This is a genomic window from Thalassococcus halodurans, from assembly GCF_900108225.1.
Lineage (GTDB): Bacteria > Pseudomonadota > Alphaproteobacteria > Rhodobacterales > Rhodobacteraceae > Thalassococcus > Thalassococcus halodurans.
Window position 1 is genome coordinate 88650 of sequence record NZ_FNUZ01000001.1, and the last position, 19806, is coordinate 108455.

The following is a 19806-nucleotide window of genomic DNA, read 5'->3' on the forward strand; positions in this document are numbered from 1 at the left end:
TGTAGCGCACATGGAAATCCTAAGTAAGCTGAACACAAACGGCACAGGCATCGACATCACCCAGTTGTCGAATGATCTGGCGTCGGCAGAAATCGAACCGCGCAAGATGCTTGTGTCGGACCGTATCGATGCGGCTGAGCTGTCTTTGACAGGCTATGAACGCATGCGCGGCCAGCTTGAAATCCTTCAGGAAAGCATGAGCATCGCCAGCACGATGGGCACCATCAATGCCACATCGACGTCCTCTGCTGTGTCCGTTGCCATGACCGACGCGACACGCGCAGTGAACATCTCGTCCGAGATCACGGTCAGCTCTCTGGCCCAGTCACAGGTGCTGGAGTTTGCGGGTTTTACGGGCGAAGACGCCCTTGTCGGCGCAGGCACATTGACCATCGATTTTGGTGAATGGGCGGGCGAGCCGCAAAGCTTCACCGCCAATGGCGCGCGGTCTGCGCAGACAATCACGGTCACGGAAACCACCACACTGGCCGATCTGGCCACATCCCTGAACGCACTGGACGGCGTGACAGCGCGGGTGGTGAACGTCGGTGACGGGAACTTTTCGCTTGGCGTCGTTTCGGAAACAGGCGCGGCAAATGCCTTGCGGTTCGCAGTTGACCCCGCGTCAGACGCATCGCTTCAAGCCTTTGATATTGCGACCGATCCGGCGACGGCCATGATCCGCAACAGCAGTGACGCGCAGCTGACGGTGGACGGCATCAACGTCAGCCGAAGCAGCAACGAAATCAACGATCTGATCGCAGGCATGACGCTGACACTCGAAGCGGAAACCACCGGTCCGGTGACGGTCGCGGCCAACACGGATCCCGATCTGGCGCGCGATATCATGGAATCCCTGCTGGCCGACATCAACGCCAGCACAAAACTGTTGAAAGACCTGACAGCGCGTGGATTTGGCGGCAGTGAATCCGGCGAACTGGCGGGCGATCCGGTTGCCGAAGCGATCAAACGCGACGTGTCCAACATGCTGACAAAAAGCTTTAGCGGACCGGACGGCGCGACGCTTTACCTGTCGGACTTCGGTGTGCGCACCGAGCGTGACGGGTCGCTTTCGCTGGATTCCGCGAAATTCGACAGTGTCATGAAGAACAATCCAAGCCTGTTTGAATCCGTGCTGCAAGATGGCCTTCGAAGCACGGAGCCCGGCGTGTCAATTGACGGATTGCCTGCGTCAGACGGCACGCCGGGTCAATATACGTTCGCGCGCGACCCCGATACGGGTGACGCGACATTGAATGGAAACGATGTATTCGGCCTGACAAACGAAGATGGTTCAAAAACCTATTTCGCCCTCACCGGCCCGCTGAAAGGCGCGACCTTTACCGTGCCGCAGGACGTACATTCGTTTGATCTGACATTCGCAAAAAGCCCCGTGTCCAGCATCCGCGACACGATTGACGGCTATCTTCAGTTGGGTGGGTCCATCAGTGATCGCGAAAACAGCCTGAATATGACCGTCAGCGAAGAGAACGAAGCACTTGAGGCGCTGGACGAGCGGATGGAAACGCTGGTCGACCGCTATCTTGAGCAGTTCACGTATATGGAAACGATTGTCACGCAGCTGAACAGCACGGGTGAATACCTCACCAATCTGATCGATGCGTGGAATTCGGATAACAACTGATCCGAAGGGTCAGGATCGCGCCGGGCAAGTCCCGGCGCTGATCACGCAGCCAAACGGTTGATCGACAGCTTCTTCATCTTCTCGATCAGTGTCGTGCGCTTGATGCGCAGGGCGCGGGCCGCATGTGCGACGCAGCCGTCGTTCAGTTCAAGCGCCATTTCGATCAGGCCCGCTTCGATCTCCAGCAGGTAACGACGCATGTTGATCGACCCTTCTGCCTCGATTGCTTCGCGTAGATCGGTCACGGCCGGTTGATCGACAATGGCACCCGTCCCACCATCGGTGCTGCCGTTCATGTCCGGCGTCAGCAGGACAGCGCGCACATGCTCGGCTGTCACTGTCTGGCCCGAGAATAGGACAGCAGCGCGTTCAAAGACGTTGCGCAGTTCGCGCACGTTGCCCGGCCAGCTGTGGTCCAGCAGCGCGCGCATCGCACAAGAAGAGAAAATCGGCGTCTTCATGCCAGGGCGCTGTGCTTTCATGCGCATGTCCATGGCCGTCAGGATCAGCGGAATGTCTGCCGCCCGTTCAGCAAGCGACGGAACGGTCACAGGGAAAACATTGATGCGGAAGAACAGGTCTTCGCGGAAACGGCCCTCGGCAACTTCGTCGGTGATCCGACGGTGCGTTGCTGTGACCAGACGGAAGTTCACGTCGATTTCGGAACGCCCACCGATACGCTGGATTTTCTGTGTCTCAAGAAGGCGCAGCAGTTTTGCCTGAAGCGCCAGTGGCATCTCGCCAATTTCATCAAGGAACAGCGTGCCACCGTCTGCCTGTTCGACGCGGCCGATCCGGCGTTCGGTTGCGCCAGTGAACGCCCCCTTTTCATGGCCGAAAAGTTCGGATTCCAGAAGATCGGCAGGGATCGCAGCACAGTTAACAGCGACCAGCGGACCTTTGCGACCGGACAGCATATGCAGCGCCTGAGCGACCAGTTCCTTACCGGCACCTGTCGGGCCCTGAACCATCACAGCCGCATCGCTGGGCGCGACCAGAGAGATGACGTTTTTCATGGAAACCACAACTGGGGTTTGTCCGACGATCATGCTATCCATGCGTGGATCGGACATTGTTTCGATGTCTTGTGATCCGGGCGTCCAATGCGTCGTCATGCTACAAACCTCCACTGTGTATACAGACGAGGTTAGTGCATTCTGACACTACAACGAACGACGCTATGGCTGTGTTAGCGCCTCTATGGATTTTGTTGGATATCGAAAGTTTTCTTCGTCAACGAAGGAACTATATTCTCGAAAATATCTGATGTTTCATTCAATGCTCGTTCTGAAATCCGCTCCTGATCCGCTTAATTCTGTCCATCTGCAATGCAAGCTCCGGCGACAAAGGCACGTCTATCGCCGAAAGATTCGATTTCTTGCCACTCATGTCCGGCAAAGCACCTTCGCCAACCATCTGATGCGCCATCCCTAACAACGGGCTTTCCACCATGACCAGCGGCCCTCTGCGTGCGAACCTTTGATCAGTCCGCTGGCGTTTGATCGTTTTTCTGATCGCAGAGCCCTGCGGCGTCACGGTGGCGGGTTCGGCGGAGGCCACCTGCCATGACGAGGTTGTCGTACTGTCCGTGATCGTGCCGTTTTGCTCGCCGCCGGCAATTTCCACTTCGGAACGGAACGAACCGGGATCGACCTTTTTCATGATCTTCTGGACCTTGCCCAGATAATACTGGCCGCGCTTCGGGTCCTGTGAATGATAGAACTGCGTGGCTTTGTTCCAGCTGCCCGTGCGTTCGCGCAGACGCGACATGAAAAGGGCCGCATAGCGGGTGTTGGCGACCGGATCCATCATTTCCTCGATCGAGCCGAATTCCTTCCCATGCCAGCGGTAATTGACCTGCATACACCCGACATCGACGTTGCGCTGGCCGCTGTCGATGACCTGACGCAGCTTATCAAGCGCCTGTTCGCGTGTGTCGAAGTAATAGCCCTTGCCCGCGACGTTCAACGTCCATGGCCATGCACGGTGCCCCAGTTTGCCCTGCCCCCGCCCGCTTTCGGTACGGGCGATAGCCGGCAAAAGCTTGGACGGCACGCCGCGCGCCGCGGCGGCCTGTTCGGCCAGCGACTCGCAGTCCGGTACCGATGCCAAGGCTTCGGCTGTCAGCAAAAAGATCGCAGCAAACGCTGCGATCACCATGCGTGGGGATACGTGCAAACCAGTCATGAAGCGCTGATTGCAATCCTTGGGCCAACTTCCTAGCGAATGAAATCGAACAGCGTTTTCTGGCCGATCTTCACGAAGGTTTGATGCGCGGCATCGCGGTTGACCAACAGTTTCTGAAGGTTCGTAATGGCCTTGGCCAAGTCTAGATCTTCAAGTCCCGAGATCGCCGCATCAAGGATCTGTTCGCGGTTCAACAGCACATCCTGATACCGTTCAATCGCCGCACCCATGGCGCCGATTTCCGTCCTGCGGTTGGACATGTGTTCGGCCGCACGCGACATCGCGGTTATCTGGTCCGTGGCCGTGCGCCCCTTGGAGACCAGCTTGGCATAGGTGCCGTCATCATTTGGAACCGACGCCAGCACACCGTTCCGATCAGGCACAGTCGCCACGTTGGCAATGCTGACATCGCCTGCGGTCTTGATGACCACAGACAACCGGTCATCCGACAAAGTCGCCGTCACACCGGTTTCTGCCTGCACGGCATTGATCGCGTCGCGGATCGCTTCGGGATTATCGGCGCTGGCATCTACCTGAATATGCGCCGTGCCATTGGTGCCGGTGACGTCAAACGACCACTGTTCGGTCTGGCGCTGGAAATCGAACTGCACGGTCATGCTGTCCGGTCGCGTCTTTTCCGAGGTGATATGTGCGCCGTCGCTCGCAAAGGTGCGGATCAGATCGTCGATCATATCAAAGACGTTCCGCTTTTGGCCGTTCTGATCTTCGACCGACAGGAAAATCTCTTCTCCGGTCAGGTTGGTTTGAACAACCGCATTCTCGGACAGGCGCATCTGGATCTGTCCGCCGTCACCACGATATTCGATGCCGTTCGGCCCGTCGATAAAGGCGTTTCCTTCTGTCAGATAGCCACCGAACAGCGGGCGGCCGCTTTCGTCGCGTGTGTTTGCCAACTGGTACAGCGATTCACGCAGACGCTCGGCCTCAAGGGACATGGCCTGACGGTCGCTCGGGCTGACGGTGGCATTGCCGCCCTGAATGGCCAATTCGTTAAAGCGCTGCATGATCTGGGTCATGCTGTCGAAGGTGCTGTCGGCGGCGGCGATACGCGCCTGTGCCCGTTCACCGTTCCGTTTGAAGCGGTCGATCATGACCTTCTGTTCATTGGCCACCGACAGGCGCTGGCCACGTTCCAGATCAGCCGAGAACCGAGGATCGTTTTTGCCCGAGGACACTTGATCCTGAAGTTCCGAAATATCGCGATCGATGCGCGAAAAGGCTTGGGTGTTCAGAATGTGGAAGAGTGCTGTGCCAACGGTCATATCAGCCTCACAACGAGTTCAGAAGGGTTTGGAACATTTGCCGCGCGACCGAGATGATCTGGGCGCTGGCCTGATAGGACTGCTGGTGGCGCATCAGCTTGGCCGCCTCTTCGTCCAGATCGACGGCGCTGGCTTCGGCTTCTGCCTTCAGCGCGCTGTCCTTGACGGCTTCGGTTGAATCGCGGCGGTCTTCGCCTGCCCGCACCGCACTGCCGACTGCGCCCAGCATTTCTGCATAAAGCGCCGTAAAGCCGCCGCGTCCGTCCGATCCGGCGGGGTTCTGAAGATCGGCCATCAATTCGGTTGTCCGCGCATCGCCGCTGCCTGCCCCGTTTGGCGAGATCACAAAGGTGTCGCCTGTGGCATAGCCGCTTTCCAACGTGATCGCGTAGCCACCAAGCGTCGCGGTGCCGCCTGCATCCAATGTGCGTGTGGCAATGGATGCGCCCGTTTCCTGATCGAACAGTCCGACCAGCCCCTGTTCGGCATCCAGAACGCGCAGTTCACGGACCGCTGTGCGCGGTTTTTCTGGCGGCGCGCCGATCTCACCGGACAGGCGCAAGGCGCCTTCGCCGGTCATGACGACCAACAGGTCTTCGCCCGGTAGGTTGTCAAGATCGATCCGTGTGGCGCTGCCGACTGTTTGGGCCGTCAGGTCAAGCACGCGGCCATCAGACGTGCTGATCGCCAGTTGATCCCCCGCCACAGCAAGCTCTGCACCGATCGTTTTAAACCCTGCGGCCTGCGCCCCTTGGCCGGGAAGAACCCTGACGTCACCCAGACGCGCATCAACAGTGATCGAAAACGCGCCGGTCACATCGTCATACTCGGTGCTACCCGGAAAATCCGCTGGCGCGCTAAGGCTGCCCGCTGATGCGGTAAACGTATAGTCCGTCCCTGCCGCATTCACGACAAAGCTTGCGGGCAGATCGGCGGCATCAAAGGGTTGGCCGGTCAGGCGGGTTTGCGGCAGGTCGTCAACGCCCAAGCCAAAACGCGCAGCATCGGCGGCATCAGGCGGTATTCGCAGCGGCGCGCCATCCAGATGCCCGCCCACGGTTTCCACGACCAGCTGGTTCGCGTCGTTAAAATAGGCGTTCAGGCGATCCGGTTCAGGACCAACCACCTCGGGTCCAGCGGCGGTCATGCGCACTGCGTAGCCTTGCGACCCCAGCATGAATTTCACCTGCGCGCCTTGCGGCGGAAGGCTGGCCAATGCGCTGCCTGTAATGCTGCTGGCGGGGGCCTCTTCGCGCATGGCGGCGGCAAGTCCGGCGGCCAATGTGGTCGCGTCCACACCTTCCAGCGAAGGATCATAGGCAAATTCGGCACTGGTGCCGTCCGGCAAACCGATGTTCAGCCGATACCCGACAGAACCTGCGCTGATCGCGTCGATGTCGGTCACAGCCCCATCCAGCGCGGCCTCGAAATGGAAGCCCAGAACCTGTGTGCTTCCTGCGTCCGTAATCGTCCTTTCGAGCCGCCCGTTCACAAACGGATCGCGAACCGAGTTGATCGTCAGCCCACCTTCGGACACGCCGAAATCATCCGCGCCGGACAGCTGGACGGTTCCAGTGATCCGCGCTGCTGTCTGACCTGCGCCCAGAAGAACCTGTGCACCGAGTGTCTGGCCATCTTGCCCAAGACGGGTGATGCCCAACGTGCCGTCAGACGCATTAAGTGCCGACAGGGTGATGTTTGCGCCGCCCTCATGGATCAGAACAAACCGGCCATCGCTGGCACGTTCGGCGCGAATACCTGTGATGGGTGATTTGGAATTGATCGCCGCAGCCAATCCAGACGGGCCTTCGGCATCCAGATTAACCTCGATCCGGCTGGCGCTTGTGTTGTCACCGGAAAGATCAAACACGATGCGACCGGTTGCAGGCACATCCAGCAGCGCTGCGGTATAGGCCGTGGCCGACAATGGAAGCGCATCGGCAAGGAGTTCCGCCTGACGCGCCGCGCTGGCGCCCACAGGGATCGTGATATCGTCGGTGCTGTCACCACTGGCAAAGCCGATGGTCTCGGACGCGCGTGCGGGCGCGGCGTCAGAACCGGACCAGGTTGCGATCTCAAGCCCCTCGCCCAGCCACAACGTCGCCGCGCCTGCGCCGCTGGCCTGATCCTGCGTCAGGGTCGAATAGCCCGAAGGCTCGTTCAACGCGACGCGCTGATAGACCGCGCCGACGACAAAGCCGTTTTCGGGCGTCAAAAGCGCTGCTGCCTCGGACGGCGACAATGGTGGACCTGAAAGCTGGCGGCCTTCGCGGGTAAACACCGACAATTCGGCAGCCGGGGCCGGATCGACGACCGTGATCGCGTCAAAGCTGCCCGCGTCGGTGACGACCTGAACCGACGGCATACTGCGCCCTTCCTGCACCGCAACCGCAAAGCGTCCGTCGGTGCCCGAGGCGGTCAGCCCTAGATCGGCAAAAGACAGGTCATCGCCTGACAGAACCGCACCGGATCTCAGCGCTTCTGCGGCCTCTTCGGGCGTCATTGCAGAGGGCAGCAAAAAGCTGTGCGCCTCGCCATCAATGTCTAGAGTGATCTCGGATACATTCGTACCGGACGGTAGGCTGGCTTCCAGCACGCCGTCGCGTGACAACGCCAGAAGCGAGGCCGAACCGGCCTCTGCCGGAATGGTGCCAACAACGCCAGGTGACAGAAACTCGACCGCCTGCGTGCTGTCGCCGGTCAGAACTGATGACAGGTCCTGAAACGGGCTGACAGGCGGCGTGTATTCGCTGGCCGACATGCGGGCCGTTCCGGCGTTCTCCGGACTGGATGAAACCGTCAGCGCCCCCGCCGCGGCGATGTTTGTCACATCGTCCAAAAGGAACATCATGTTGCGCGCATGGCCGTTCGTGCGCGTCAACGTTACGCGATCCCCGTCGGCCACAGTGCCGCTGACCGCGATTGCCAAACCTTCCACGCCAAGGCGCGGATTGCCCGACGCCAGCGTTTCGCCCTCTTCATTATTCAGAAGCCAGACAGCCGTTTTGCTGTCGTAAACAAGCTCAAGCGGACCTTCCGGCATCGCCTGTGGGTCCGTAACAGTCACACCAACCAAGGCAGAGCCACGGTTCAGCGGTGATAAGGTCGGCGCCCATCCGTCCAGCGAAAATATCTGTCCGCCCCGGTCGCCGTTCAAATCAAGACCCTGCTGGTGCAGTTCATTCATCTGCCGCACGAACTTTGTTGCCCAGCGGTTCAGATCGCCGATGGTTTCATCAATTGCACCGATTGCGGAATTCAGACCCTTCAAGGCACCGTCGAACGGCATCCTCACAGGAGGCGTGTCATCATCCGGCAAGGTCGGATCATAGATCGTCAGTCGCCCCGTGGGATCGCGGCTGATCCAGCCGACCTCGGAATTGTTCATCAGAACCGGACCACCGGGCACGGTTCCCGCAGACACAAGGATCGAGTCGCGCGCACCGACCGCGACATGGATGTCCATGTTCGACGCCAGTTGGTTCAACAACACATCACGACGGTCCAAAAGTGCCGCACGCGCGGTTCCGGTGACCGAGGTGATATCCTTTTGCAGCTCGCCCAGCGCAATCAATTGTGTGTTCACATCGTCCACGCGCCGCTGCGCTTCGTCCTGAACACCGTCGCGGATACGTTCAATCGCGTAGGTCATTTCAGAAATGCCGGCAGCAAGGGTGCTACCGGTTTCCAGAACGACGCGCCGAAGGCCCGAGTCCGCAGGCGAGCCGGACATATTGGCAAGCGAGCCGAAGAAGTCCGCCATAAGATCGGTCACACTGCCGCCGTTGCGCGGGATCATCGTGTCTTCGACCAGTTCCAGATGCGGCAGGAACGCCTCGGCCGCGGCATGGGACGCTGTGGCCATCCTAGTGCGTGCGGCGATAAGTGAATCAAACGCGCGCCGGATATCGGTAATTTCAACGCCCTGAGGGCCCGCGTCGGTAAACAAGAGTGATGCGCCTGCGCCGACAATCTCTTGTTGCGACACATCGCGGCGGCGATACCCTTCGGTATCGGCGTTGGCGATGTTTTCGCCCGTTACCGTCAGCGCGGTACGGGCTGCAACGATGCCGGACTGGCCGATATTGAACAGATCGGACATCGCGGATTACCGCCCTTTTCCGACGTGGCCGGAAAACTGCCGGTAGATCGCCTCGGCCATACCAAGCTTGGACTGGCTTGCGCCGGTCTCTGTCATGGCGCGGTCCAATAGGGATTGCGTTGTATCCATACCCGTTCCGTCAAAGATGCCTTTGGCCAAGGACGCCGATCGCCCAGCCTTCATCATCTGCTGCAAGAACAATGCCTCGAACCCTTCCGAGGCGGCGCGCAGGCGCGCTTCGCTGCTGGAGCTGCCGTTCAGGGCGATGCCATCGTTTCGCGACAGCGGTACGGGAAGTTTTGAAGGAAGCTCCATAATACCCTCAGATCACGATCAGTTCGGCGCGAAGCGCGCCCGAACGGCGCAAGGCATCCAGAATAGCGACAAGATCGGCGGGGCTTGCACCCACCGCGTTGATCGCATCCACCAGCGATGACAGCGACACGCCCGGATCAAAGACAAAGGCGCGGGCGGGGTCCTGTTCGATTTCGATTTGCGTGTCGGGCGTCACAACCGGCTCACCCCCGGCGACCACGACGCCGTCTTCGCCGTTCACAACAGTGGCAGCCTGATCGACGTTGAAATCCTCATTCACACGTACGGTCAGCGACCCATGCGCGACAGCGGCAGGTGAGACACGGACATCACCACCGATGACAACTGTGCCGGTGCGCGAGTTGACGATGACCTGCGCGGGTGGCGACGCTGGATCGACCTCGATCCCTTCGAGAATGCCCATGAAGGCCACGCGTTCTGCCGGATCAGCGGGCGCGCGGACACGCACCGACGTGCCGTCCAGTGCCGCGGCGACACCGCTGCCGAAAATAGCGTTTATGGAATCCACCACGTTGCCTGCCGTCGAAAAATCATTCCGATGCAGGTTCAGGACGAAATAGTCGCTTTCCAGAAAGGGTGTCGGCACAAGGCGTTCAACCGTGCCACCACCCGGAATCCGCCCGACTGTCGGGATATTCACGACAACGGATGACCCGTCGCCGCCTTCGACACCCAGACCACCCACGACCATGTTGCCCTGGGCGATGGCGTAAACCTCGCCGTCTGCACCCATCAGCGGGGTCATCAGCAGCGTGCCACCCTGAAGAGACTTGGCCTTGCCCACGGTGGACACCGTCACATCAATCGTCTGACCGGGTTTGATGAAAGGCGGCAGCTCCGCCGTCACCATCACGGCAGCGGCGTTCTTTGCGTCCAGATCGTTGGCGGACACCTCAAGCCCCAGACGCGACACGATGGATTGCATCGATTGCCGCGTCAGATTGTTGTTTCCGTCACCACTGCCCGACAGGCCGACGACAATTCCATAGCCCACCAGCGGGTTGGAACGCACACCGGCGACGGATGCCAGATCTTTCAGGCGGTCGCCGCTGGCGATGGTGGGCATGATGATCAGGGTCAGCGCCAGAATTTGCAGGAGGTGTCGGATCATGGGCTTACCTCAGAACGGGGAAACGGTGTTCAGGCCACGACGCAGCCAGCCTTGTTTACCAGCATCAGCCACCTGCCCCGCGCCGATGTATTCGATCTGGGCGTTGGCGATACGGTCGGACAGCACGACATTCTGCGCGCTGATATCCGCAGGACGGACGATGCCGCTCAGGCGGACGTATTCGTCGCCATTGTTCAGGGTCAGTTTCTTCTGCCCCAGAATTTCAAGATTGCCACCGGGCAGAACGCGCACGACGGACACAGACAGACGGCCTGTCAAAGAGTTGGACTGCGCCGCGCTGCCAGAGCCGGAAAACGCCTGTTGCGTGCTGGACGTCATGCCAGAGCCGTCAAAGTTCGTGAAAATCGCGCCCGGCAGAGCGAGGTTATAGTTATCGGTCCGCGACGTGCCCGCGTTCTGGGTTTTCTTGGCCGAAAAGCTTTCGGTGAATTGAACCGTCAGCAGATCGCCAATCGCTTTGGCGCGGCGGTCCGTGGCAAACAGGCCCTGACCCGAAGTCGAATAAATCCCGCCCGACGGCAGGCTGTATTCTGTTTCGATGGCTTCGACCGGAAAGACCGGTTCAAAGTTTTCCGAACGGGCATTTTCGACCTGTGTCGAACAGCCTGCGACGGCCAGTGCGGCAAGAGCCGCTGTAAACTTAAAGAACTTCATCAAGAGCGACCCTTATAGTTTGTTAGAGAGGTACCGCATCATTTCGTCCGAGGCCGAAATCGCGCGGGAGTTCACTTCGTAAGCGCGCTGCGCTTCAATCATGTCGACCAGTTCTTGGACGACATTGACGTTGGAGGTTTCCAGAAAGCCCTGAACCAGCTTGCCGGCCCCATCTGCCAAAGGCGCGGCCACGATGGGCGCACCGCTTGCGTTGGTTTCGACGACAAAGGTTTCCCCGATGGGATCCAAGCCACGCGGGTTCACAAAGTTTGCCAGCGTCAGCTGCCCCACCTCTTGCGGTTCAACGGCGCCGGGCTGGGTGACGCTGACGATACCGTCTGCGGAAACTGTGACAGACAAGGCATCAGCGGGAAGCTGGATTTCAGGCTGGATGACATACCCGCTCGCGGTGGTCAGCACGCCTTCAGAGTTCTGCGAAAATGCGCCATTGCGGGTATAGCCGATCCGGCCATCCGGCATCAGCACCTGAAAGAAGCCTTTCCCGTCGATGGCCACGTCAAGCGCGTTTCCGGTGCTGGCCAGAGATCCTTGGGTATAAAGCTTTTCGGTGTTGACCATGCGCACGCCCGTACCCACGGCGGTGGGCGATGCCTGTTCGGTTGCCTCAGATGTCTGCGAACCGGCGGGGCGCCACACCTGATAAAGAAGGGATTCAAAGTTCGCGCGGTCGCGTTTGAAGCCAGTGGTGTTGACGTTTGCAAGGTTGTTGGAAATGACCTGAATACGCGCCTGTTGGGCGTTCAATCCGGTCTTTGCAACATGCATGGCGTTCGATGACATCGCATCCCCTCCTGGGAAAATTCCGTTTCATCGATTTCTGCAACGCATATGCCAATGCACCTAACCCTTACGGATGAATGGTTTTAATCCAAAGGGATAGGTGGCGCTGTTTATTCAGGCGGCCGCATCAAAGTGGCACTGCCTTCGTCCAGTTCTTTGGCGGACATAACCATGCGCAAGCCGATCTCGAAGTTGCGCTGGATTTCGATTGAGGTCAGCAATTCCTCGACCGGATTGACGTTGCTGCCTTCCAAAGTGAACTGGATCACCTCGGCACCTTGGTTGGGGTTGGGAACACCGCCATCGATCTGCCGGATTTCCCCGTCCAAACCTTTGCGAAGCTGCACGTCGGCATCAGGAACAACAGTTCCCAGAACGCCCGCAACTACGGTTTCACCCGGCGCGCCGCCCTGAGGTTCTATGTGGATTTCGCCCAGTTCGGTGATCCGGATCGACTGATACGGCGGGACGACAATGGGCTGTAGCCCAGCGTCCAGCATTGTATCCCCCGCGCCATTGACCAGCGTGCCATCAGGTTGACGGCGCATATCGCCACGACGTGACAAAGCCACCTCGCCGTTCTGCGGCTGGATAAAGAAGTACCCCTGATCACCGATCGCCACATCAAGCTCTTCGCCAGTGCGGTCCATGAACCCTGCCTGTTCAGCAAAAGCCCCGCCTTGGCCTTCCATCTGAAAGGCGCGAGTCTGAAGACCGTTCATGACATCCAGAAACTTGGTGTTGGTGTTATCCGTCAGATCACGACGAAAGCCCGGCACGTTCTGGTTGGCAAGGTTCTGCGCCTGATTGACCTGCGTGTCACGCATGACACGCAAGGCATTCAGGGCAGTATGGATCATTCTATCCATAGATTACGGCGTCCTTTAGGTCCGCATGTTCATGATCGTCTGCGACAGCGACTGGTTGGTTTCCAGCGCTTTGGCCGACGCTTGGAAGTTCCGCTGAGCCGTGATCAGGTTCACCAGTTCCTTGGTCAGATCGACGTTCGCGTATTCCAGAGCACCCGAGCGGATCGACCCAAAGCCGTTCACGGCAGGAACACCCAGTTGCGCAGCGCCGGAACTACGGGTCGCGCCGTATGTCGCGCTGCCGAGGTTTTCCAAGCCGCCAAGATTGTTGAAGTTTGCAAGCGCCACACGACCGATCGCCTTGGATTCACGGCCACCATAAGCCGCCCAGATCAGACCTGCGTCATCGACCTGTAGGCCGCTGAGCGCTTCGCGGGTTTCGCCGTCTTGGGAAAAAGACTTTACCGCAAACTCGGCGTCTTCGATGCGCGAGTCCTGTAAATCGACGGCAATGCTACGTCCCGCGACATCGAACGAAATCTGCCCAGCGCCATCGACCAGGTAACCGTCACCATCAAAGGTTATTGTGGCATCACCTGCAAAGGTTTCCGTGCCATCGCGACCATCGATTGTCAGGCGCACTTCGAATGTCGTGGTTTCATCGTCCACATCCGGCAGATCGCGCAGGATGTAGTACATATTCGCACTTTGCGGCTGGCCATCGGCATCAAAGATGTTGATCGAGTTGCTATAGGCAAACGTTTCAGGGTTCGCGCTGTCAAAATCCGCCGCAGGAACAACCGCTTGCGTGCCGGAAATGCTTTCACCGGACGGGAATTGGACAGCTGTCGTGATATTCTCGGTCGCTTTTGGCGTGCCGTCGAACATCTCGACTTTGACAGGCTGCGTGACAACCATCGACAGGACATCGCCGCCATCCGACGCCGGATAGGCATTCAAGTAGTAGCCTTCCGCATTGACGATATAGCCGTTCTCATTCAGGCCGAACGCCCCTGCCCGTGTGTATGCGATTTCGCCGCCTGTCGGTTCGGTCTGCATCTGGAACATGCCAGCGCCCTGAATGGCCAGATCAAGCTGGTTGCCAGTCGCACCTACAGTGCCTTGCTGGAAGCTGCGAGCCACACGGGTCACTTGTGTACCCGATCCCACTGTCGTTTGCGGGTTGGAATACGGAGAGTTCGGATAGAAATCGGCGAACTCGGCGCGACTGCTGTGGAAACCGACTGTGCCCACGTTGGCGATGTTGTTCGACGTTGTCGAAATATCGGTCTGGGCGGCATTCAGGCCGGATAAAGCTGTTATAAACGTCATTTTTGCACCTTCATGTTCTTAGCTCTGGTGGCAAAAGGTCAACGCAACGCGCTGATCTCTAGGCTGTTGCGAAGACCGTAGTCCTCGATGTTGAGGGTAAAATCGGTGCCTTCCGGCGGCACCTCGACACCGATCACGCGTGCGTACACCATCGGTGCGATCGCAGCGCTTTGACCATTCCCACCCACATCGACCGACACGCGGATCGCCCCGTTGGCGTCACGAATGTTGGCCGGTACATCAGACCAGCTGAAATCAAGCCGCCCCGCAGGCTGCGGCCCCATTTCCTGTTGATGAAGCAAGACGCCGGATTGCGCGTCCGTATACCGAATAGAGACCGACGACACCGATCCGACCAGATCGACCACGCCGTTGATCGCGCCTGCACTGTCCGCGCGGGCAAGCGTGCCCGGCACCAACACCTGGCGACCGATCATCGATGACGCGTTCAGGACGCGGCTGGAGCCCAACTGCGCCGACATCGACTCAAGCGTCTGGTTAATCGTGTCCAAACCATTCACCGTCGAGAACTGCGCCATCTGGGCCAGAAACTCGCCGTTTTCCATCGGCGCGAACGGATCCTGGTTCTTCATTTGCGTGGTCATAAGCGTCAGGAAATCCTGCTGCCCCAGTTCCTGCGAACCGGTCACATTCTCGGGCTGAAGCGATGTTTGCGTCCGCAAACCCGAGATCTGAGATGAAATGCCATCAATAGAGGTCATGTCGTTCCTTCCCTATCACTGGCCCATATTCACAGTTCGTGCCATCAGCGCCCGCATCGTCGAAATAACTTCGACGGTGTTCTGATATTGGCGGGACGCTTCCATCATCTCGACCATCTCTTCTTCTGTGTTGACGACGGCCTGATAGACGAAGCCATCGGCGTCGGCTTCGGGGTGTTCAGGCTGGTACAAACGCTCGGGCGCACGATCGAGCTGCACGATGCGTTCGACCCCGACGGATGACAGGCCCGAGTCTTTGGTGTTCTCGGCGTAGATCGTTTTGAACACGGGGCGCATGGCCCGATAGGCCCCCTCCTCGGTGCTACTGACCGAATTCGCATTGGCAAGGTTCGACGCGACCGTATTCAGGCGGGTCAACTGTGACGTCATAGCCCGCTGCGCGACATCAAAGACGTTTTTCACTGTCATGATTACTCTCCTTTGATCGCGCGGGTCAGGCCGCTGATCTTACGGTTCAGAAGCTGAAGGCTGGTCTGGTAGCGCAGCGAGTTTTCCGAAAACTCTGTCTGCTCGACCGCCAGCTCGACCGTGTTGCCATCCATCGACGGGTTCAAAGGCTGGCGATAGCCCAAACCGGTTCCCGCGGCTGCGCTGGTCGGAATGTGCCGGTCGTGCGTTGTCCGCAACTCGGCCTCTCCCACCGCTTGCTTCATCGCCTGCGAAAAATCGAAATCACGCGCCTTGAAACCGGGCGTCGCCGCGTTGGCGATATTCGACGCCAGAACCGCGTTCCGCTTTTCCCGCAGCATCAGGGCATTTGCATGTGTCGCCAGATGATCGCGTACACCAACCATTTGGACCTTCCTTTGCATCGCTTTTCTGTCAGCGCCGCAGCGCAATCTGGCCCGATATTTGCAAGTCCGATGCCAACTTCGAAAGACAAACACCGGAGCGCTCCGATGACGCAGGAAACACCAGAGATTAAGCCCCCCAGCAAAACGGCCCTGCCCCGTCAATTGCGGCGCATTTTCCAGAAGCACAAACAAAGCAGTCTGGTGGATATCGCCAACGCGGGCGCCGAGGTCTGGCACGACGAACGCGACGACGGCAAACGCCAGCTTGCGATGCAACTCCGTCTGCGCGCGCTGCGGGACGGCCTTGCTGCGATGGAAAAGGGCAAGCTGGTGAAAGAGCCCGAGATCATCGAAGCTGTGGTGATCGAAGAAACCCCGCCCGAACCGGAACCCGCGCCGCCCCCGCCTCCTCCGAAACCCAAGCCGCAACCGAAGACAACGGCTTTGGAGGACAACGCCATGATGGCGCTTTTCGATCAGATGGGAGGGGAAGACGAACCCGAAGCCGCACCTGCAGCGCCCCCTGCCGAAGCGCCCAAAGATCCCAACGCCATCATCAGCGCGGAAGAAGCCTTGGCACGTATCGAAGCCCAAGAACGCGCAGAGGCCGAAGCTGCCAAGGCCGCCGCAGGTCTGGACGATCTGGCAGCATCGATGGACACGTTGAACTCGCCTGAAGAGAGTGCAGAAAAGGATGACAGTGGCGATGACCTAGCCGCGTTGATGGACAGCATATCGGGTGATGCCCCGGCTGAGAAACCTGCCGAACCTGCGGCAGGTCTCGATGACCTCGCGGCCACGATGGACGCCCTGAACGCGTCTGAAGAGAGTGCAGAAGACGATGATAGTGGCGATGACCTTGCCGCGTTGATGGACAGCATATCGGGTGATGCCCCGGCTGAGAAACCTGCCGAACCTGCGGCAGGTCTCGATGACCTCGCAGCGACGATGGATGCTTTAAACGCCCCTGAAGAGAGTTCCGAAGGTGACGACAGTGGCGATGACCTTTCCGCGCTGATGGACAGCATGTCAGGCGAAGCGCCTGTCGACGCACCTGCCGAACCCGCGGCAGGCCTCGACGACCTCGCGGCCACGATGGACGCCCTGAACGCGCCTGAAGAGAGTGTGGAAGAAGATGACAGCGCCGATGACCTTGCGGCGTTGATGGACAGCATGTCGGGTGATGCCCCGGCTGAGAAACCTGCCGAACCTGCGTCAGGTCTTGATGACCTCGCAGCAACTATGGACGCTCTGAACGCGCCGGACGAGAGTGTGGAAGAAGATGACAGCGGCGATGACCTTGCCGCGTTGATGAACAGCATGTCGGGTGACGCTCCGGCTGAAAAACCTTCCGAACCTGCGGCAGGTCTTGATGACCTCGCAGCGACGATGGACGCCCTGAACACGCCCGAAGAAACCCTCGAAATAGACGACACTGTAGAGGGCGACGCTTCCATTCTGTCTAGCGCGGCTGACGGTGCGAGCGCAGACGAAATGGACGCAATGCTCGAAGACGCTTCGGTCGAAATGTCCGATGAAAACACCCTATCGGAAGAAACCGAAGTCCCGCCATCGACGGAAACCGCTGACACTGCGCCCACCGGCGACATCGCGGAAGATAATGGTGACGACATCGTTTTGGAGGAACTACAGGGATCGGTCTCTGAAGATGCCGAGGCGCTGGCGGAACTTCCTGAAGAAAGCTCCGTCGCAGAGGACGTGACCGATGTGGCCGAGGAACCTGCACTTGATGAGTTGGCCAGCGCTCCTTTGTCGGATGACGCCATTTCGACGGTCACGGAGGAAACGGTTCCTGCGCAGGCTGAGGGCGTTGAAGCCCTGATACCCGATGAGCCCGATTTGGATGCTCCGTTGGACATTGCGGACGATGTAGATGTCAGTATCGAACAGGAAGCTGCTGCCGATATCGAGGACACGTCCGAAGCGGAAATCTTCGCGGATGAGACCTCTGGTGGCTTGGAAGAAGCCGTAAATTTCGACTTGAGCGACGCGCTTCCGGCTGAGGCTGAGGCTGAGGCTGAGGCTGAGGCTGAGGCTGAGGCTGAGGCTGAGGCTGAGGCTGAGGCTGAGGCTGAGGCTGAGGCTGAGGAAACGACCATTGACGCAAATGAGGGTCAACCAGATGTCGAGTTAACTGGCCCCGACTTGGACGGGGCTATCGCGGATGACGATATCGATGCGGAACAATTCACGGACGCTGATATGTCGGCAGCTTCTGATCAAGAAACAGTCACGGCAGAGAGTGTCGACGCGTCAGAGCCGTTCGAAACGGACGAAAGCACGCAAACGCTGCCGGAGGCCGACGACCACGCAGATCAACCTGAAGACATTGAAGTTGGCAATGAGTCAGATGAGATGGTCGCGTTTGAGCAGGATGTTGAAACAACTTCAATTCCTGACGACCAAATGCCCGAGACAGAACCTGAAGCTATCGAAGCCTTGGCGGAACAGGCCGAGCCAGCAACGACCTCTGCTACGCCACAGGATGACGAAATATCGGCCGCGACCGATGACGCGCCGTTCTTTGATGAGAAGCCGGTAGCAGAAGACCATTCGGACAGTCCGCCACTGGACGCGACAGAGGTTACAATCGATGCGGAAGAACGTCCGCTAGATGATGCCGATCCGCTCGACTCCACGCCGGTGGAAGGCACCACAGCCGTTTCCTCTAAAGAAACACACGACGAAGCCGCAGAGCCCCAGACTGCGCCCGCACATGAATTTCCGACGATCTCGCCAGAGGAAGAGGAATTCGACAGCCGCCTTGCCGATCTGGTCCGCAAGGTCGAAGCGAAGCGCAAGTCGCGGGAAGCGTCCACAACACGCATGAAATTCACAGACGCGCGCTCGACTGCGTCCGAGGACGACGGACCCAAGGACGACTTTCTGGATTTCATGAGTGCGCCGACGCCCAACGACCGCAAGTCATTGCGTGGCGAGGTATCGACGCCAAAGCCACAAGACCCAGCGGAGGAAAGCGCCATCCTCGAAAGCGAACCTGCCTCTTCTGATGATGCCGACTTCTCTGATTTCATGAGCGGCGGGCGCAAGTCAGCCCCGACAGGAGGTATTCCAGGGGCCGCTGGACTAGACCCAAAGGACGTCGAGTAAATGAAAAAGCGGCGCCGGTTTTACCGACGCCGCTTTTTTATTTGTGGAAGATTTGATCAGTTGGCTGGGGTTTTATCAAAACCCAGAACCCGCAGCGCCAAAGGAACCTGACGGCCTGTCAGAACAGGCCAGCGGAAGTGGCCCCCTGCGCGGCCGGGTACGCTGAAATGCAGGCCATCAGAGACCAGTGCGGAAGACTGTTCAACGCAGACCTCGAAGACATGCAGCGGAAGGCCGCGCTCTTCGACGACGATTGACCCGCCATTGACCAGATCAACCGCTTTGATCGCGACATCCGGCGCACCAAACAGATCGGCGAAACGGGGGTGCGAGAAGATCAGCTTTTGATCGCCCGTGACCCAAGCGGTGCTGGGATTGCCCAAGGCACCTGCCGTGATGCGCACAAGAGCGGAGTCTTCTTTCATCCAAGCCAGAAGTTCGCGGACCTGAATAACCTTTTGGAACCCAAGCTTGGCCGTGCAGACGAAGTCGCCAGCCTTCAACTGTGTGACCGGCGTCAGGCGCGACGGGGTGCGGACAAGAACCGAAGAGCCCAGAGCCTGCGCTGTGCTGGTGGCGATTTGCGGCGGCGCGAGATCGTCGTGATCAATCGCGTCATATGTTTCGTTCTGAGCGATCGAAGACTTGCGCGACACCACACTGCCTACGGCATCCGTGATAGAAAACAGCGCATTTACCAGCGATGGTGTCAAAGTCGGCAATCCCGATTGGTCTGTATTGGTCAAGCTGTGATTACGCGGCATAGAAACCCCCAAGTAACATTTCGCGTTCAATTATCGGTGTGCGAGAGGCCAGTTGGCGGACCCGCTGTGGATTGTGCCTGCATCCTTCGTGC

16 protein-coding genes are annotated in these 19806 nt (G+C 59.0%); 2 read left to right on the forward strand and 14 right to left on the reverse strand.

Annotation, left to right across the window (positions count from 1 at the left end; translation table 11 throughout):
* The first annotated feature begins 10 nt into the window (after positions 1–10).
* Positions 11–1645 carry a flagellar filament capping protein FliD gene (fliD, locus tag C4S59_RS00455; RefSeq protein ID WP_103908518.1) on the forward strand — a complete coding sequence of 545 codons (1635 nt, stop codon included), beginning with the start codon at positions 11–13 and terminating at the stop codon, positions 1643–1645.
* A 41-nt stretch (positions 1646–1686) separates the two neighbouring features.
* On the opposite strand, the gene C4S59_RS00460 is transcribed toward fliD, so the two are convergent.
* The 13 genes from C4S59_RS00460 to flgB all read right to left on the reverse strand — a co-directional run bounded on the left by C4S59_RS00460 (position 1687) and on the right by flgB (position 15818).
* The gene (locus C4S59_RS00460) at positions 1687–2760 is read right to left on the reverse strand and encodes a sigma-54 interaction domain-containing protein (protein WP_103908519.1); all 1074 of its coding nucleotides are present in this window, start codon (positions 2758–2760) and stop codon (positions 1687–1689) included.
* A gap of 160 nt (positions 2761–2920) precedes the next feature.
* A complete protein-coding gene (locus C4S59_RS00465; RefSeq protein WP_103908520.1) occupies positions 2921–3832 on the reverse strand; it encodes a transglycosylase SLT domain-containing protein in 912 nt (303 codons plus the stop codon).
* A gap of 32 nt (positions 3833–3864) precedes the next feature.
* The gene (gene flgL / locus C4S59_RS00470; protein ID WP_103908521.1) at positions 3865–5115 is read right to left on the reverse strand and encodes a flagellar hook-associated protein FlgL; all 1251 of its coding nucleotides are present in this window, start codon (positions 5113–5115) and stop codon (positions 3865–3867) included.
* 7 nt (positions 5116–5122) lie between these two features.
* Complete coding sequence (locus C4S59_RS00475) at positions 5123–9217, reverse strand: FlgK family flagellar hook-associated protein (protein ID WP_103908522.1); 4095 nt, start codon at positions 9215–9217, stop codon at positions 5123–5125.
* Between the two features lie 6 nt (positions 9218–9223).
* Complete coding sequence (locus C4S59_RS00480; protein ID WP_103908523.1) at positions 9224–9532, reverse strand: rod-binding protein; 309 nt, start codon at positions 9530–9532, stop codon at positions 9224–9226.
* Positions 9533–9539: 7 nt separating this feature from the next.
* Positions 9540–10619 carry a flagellar basal body P-ring protein FlgI gene (locus tag C4S59_RS00485; protein ID WP_234994675.1) on the reverse strand — a complete coding sequence of 360 codons (1080 nt, stop codon included), beginning with the start codon at positions 10617–10619 and terminating at the stop codon, positions 9540–9542.
* A gap of 54 nt (positions 10620–10673) precedes the next feature.
* A complete protein-coding gene (locus C4S59_RS00490) occupies positions 10674–11342 on the reverse strand; it encodes a flagellar basal body L-ring protein FlgH (protein WP_407702999.1) in 669 nt (222 codons plus the stop codon).
* Positions 11343–11351: 9 nt separating this feature from the next.
* Complete coding sequence (gene flgG / locus C4S59_RS00495) at positions 11352–12140, reverse strand: flagellar basal-body rod protein FlgG (protein WP_103908526.1); 789 nt, start codon at positions 12138–12140, stop codon at positions 11352–11354.
* A gap of 110 nt (positions 12141–12250) precedes the next feature.
* Positions 12251–13009 (reverse strand): flagellar basal body rod C-terminal domain-containing protein, encoded by a 759-nt coding sequence (locus C4S59_RS00500; RefSeq protein ID WP_103908527.1) that lies wholly within the window; start codon positions 13007–13009, stop codon positions 12251–12253.
* A 15-nt stretch (positions 13010–13024) separates the two neighbouring features.
* The gene (locus C4S59_RS00505) at positions 13025–14281 is read right to left on the reverse strand and encodes a flagellar hook protein FlgE (protein ID WP_103908528.1); all 1257 of its coding nucleotides are present in this window, start codon (positions 14279–14281) and stop codon (positions 13025–13027) included.
* A gap of 38 nt (positions 14282–14319) precedes the next feature.
* Positions 14320–15003, reverse strand: a complete 684-nt coding sequence (locus C4S59_RS00510) for a flagellar hook assembly protein FlgD (RefSeq protein WP_103908529.1) — start codon at positions 15001–15003, stop codon at positions 14320–14322.
* Positions 15004–15018: 15 nt separating this feature from the next.
* Complete coding sequence (gene flgC, locus C4S59_RS00515; protein ID WP_103908530.1) at positions 15019–15435, reverse strand: flagellar basal body rod protein FlgC; 417 nt, start codon at positions 15433–15435, stop codon at positions 15019–15021.
* Positions 15435–15818: a flagellar basal body rod protein FlgB gene (flgB, locus tag C4S59_RS00520; RefSeq protein ID WP_103908531.1), complete on the reverse strand. Its 384-nt coding sequence runs from the start codon at positions 15816–15818 to the stop codon at positions 15435–15437. Before flgB ends, flgC begins: the two co-directional genes overlap by 1 nt.
* A gap of 105 nt (positions 15819–15923) precedes the next feature.
* On the opposite strand from flgB, the gene C4S59_RS00525 reads away from it, so the two are divergent.
* Positions 15924–18950, forward strand: a complete 3027-nt coding sequence (locus tag C4S59_RS00525) for a midas domain-containing protein (protein ID WP_103908532.1) — start codon at positions 15924–15926, stop codon at positions 18948–18950.
* A 56-nt stretch (positions 18951–19006) separates the two neighbouring features.
* Here the strand turns inward: C4S59_RS00525 and C4S59_RS00530 are convergent, their stop codons facing one another.
* Entirely contained in the window at positions 19007–19663 is a 657-nt protein-coding gene (locus C4S59_RS00530) for a Hint domain-containing protein (RefSeq protein ID WP_160006701.1), read from the reverse strand.
* Positions 19664–19806 lie beyond the last annotated feature (143 nt).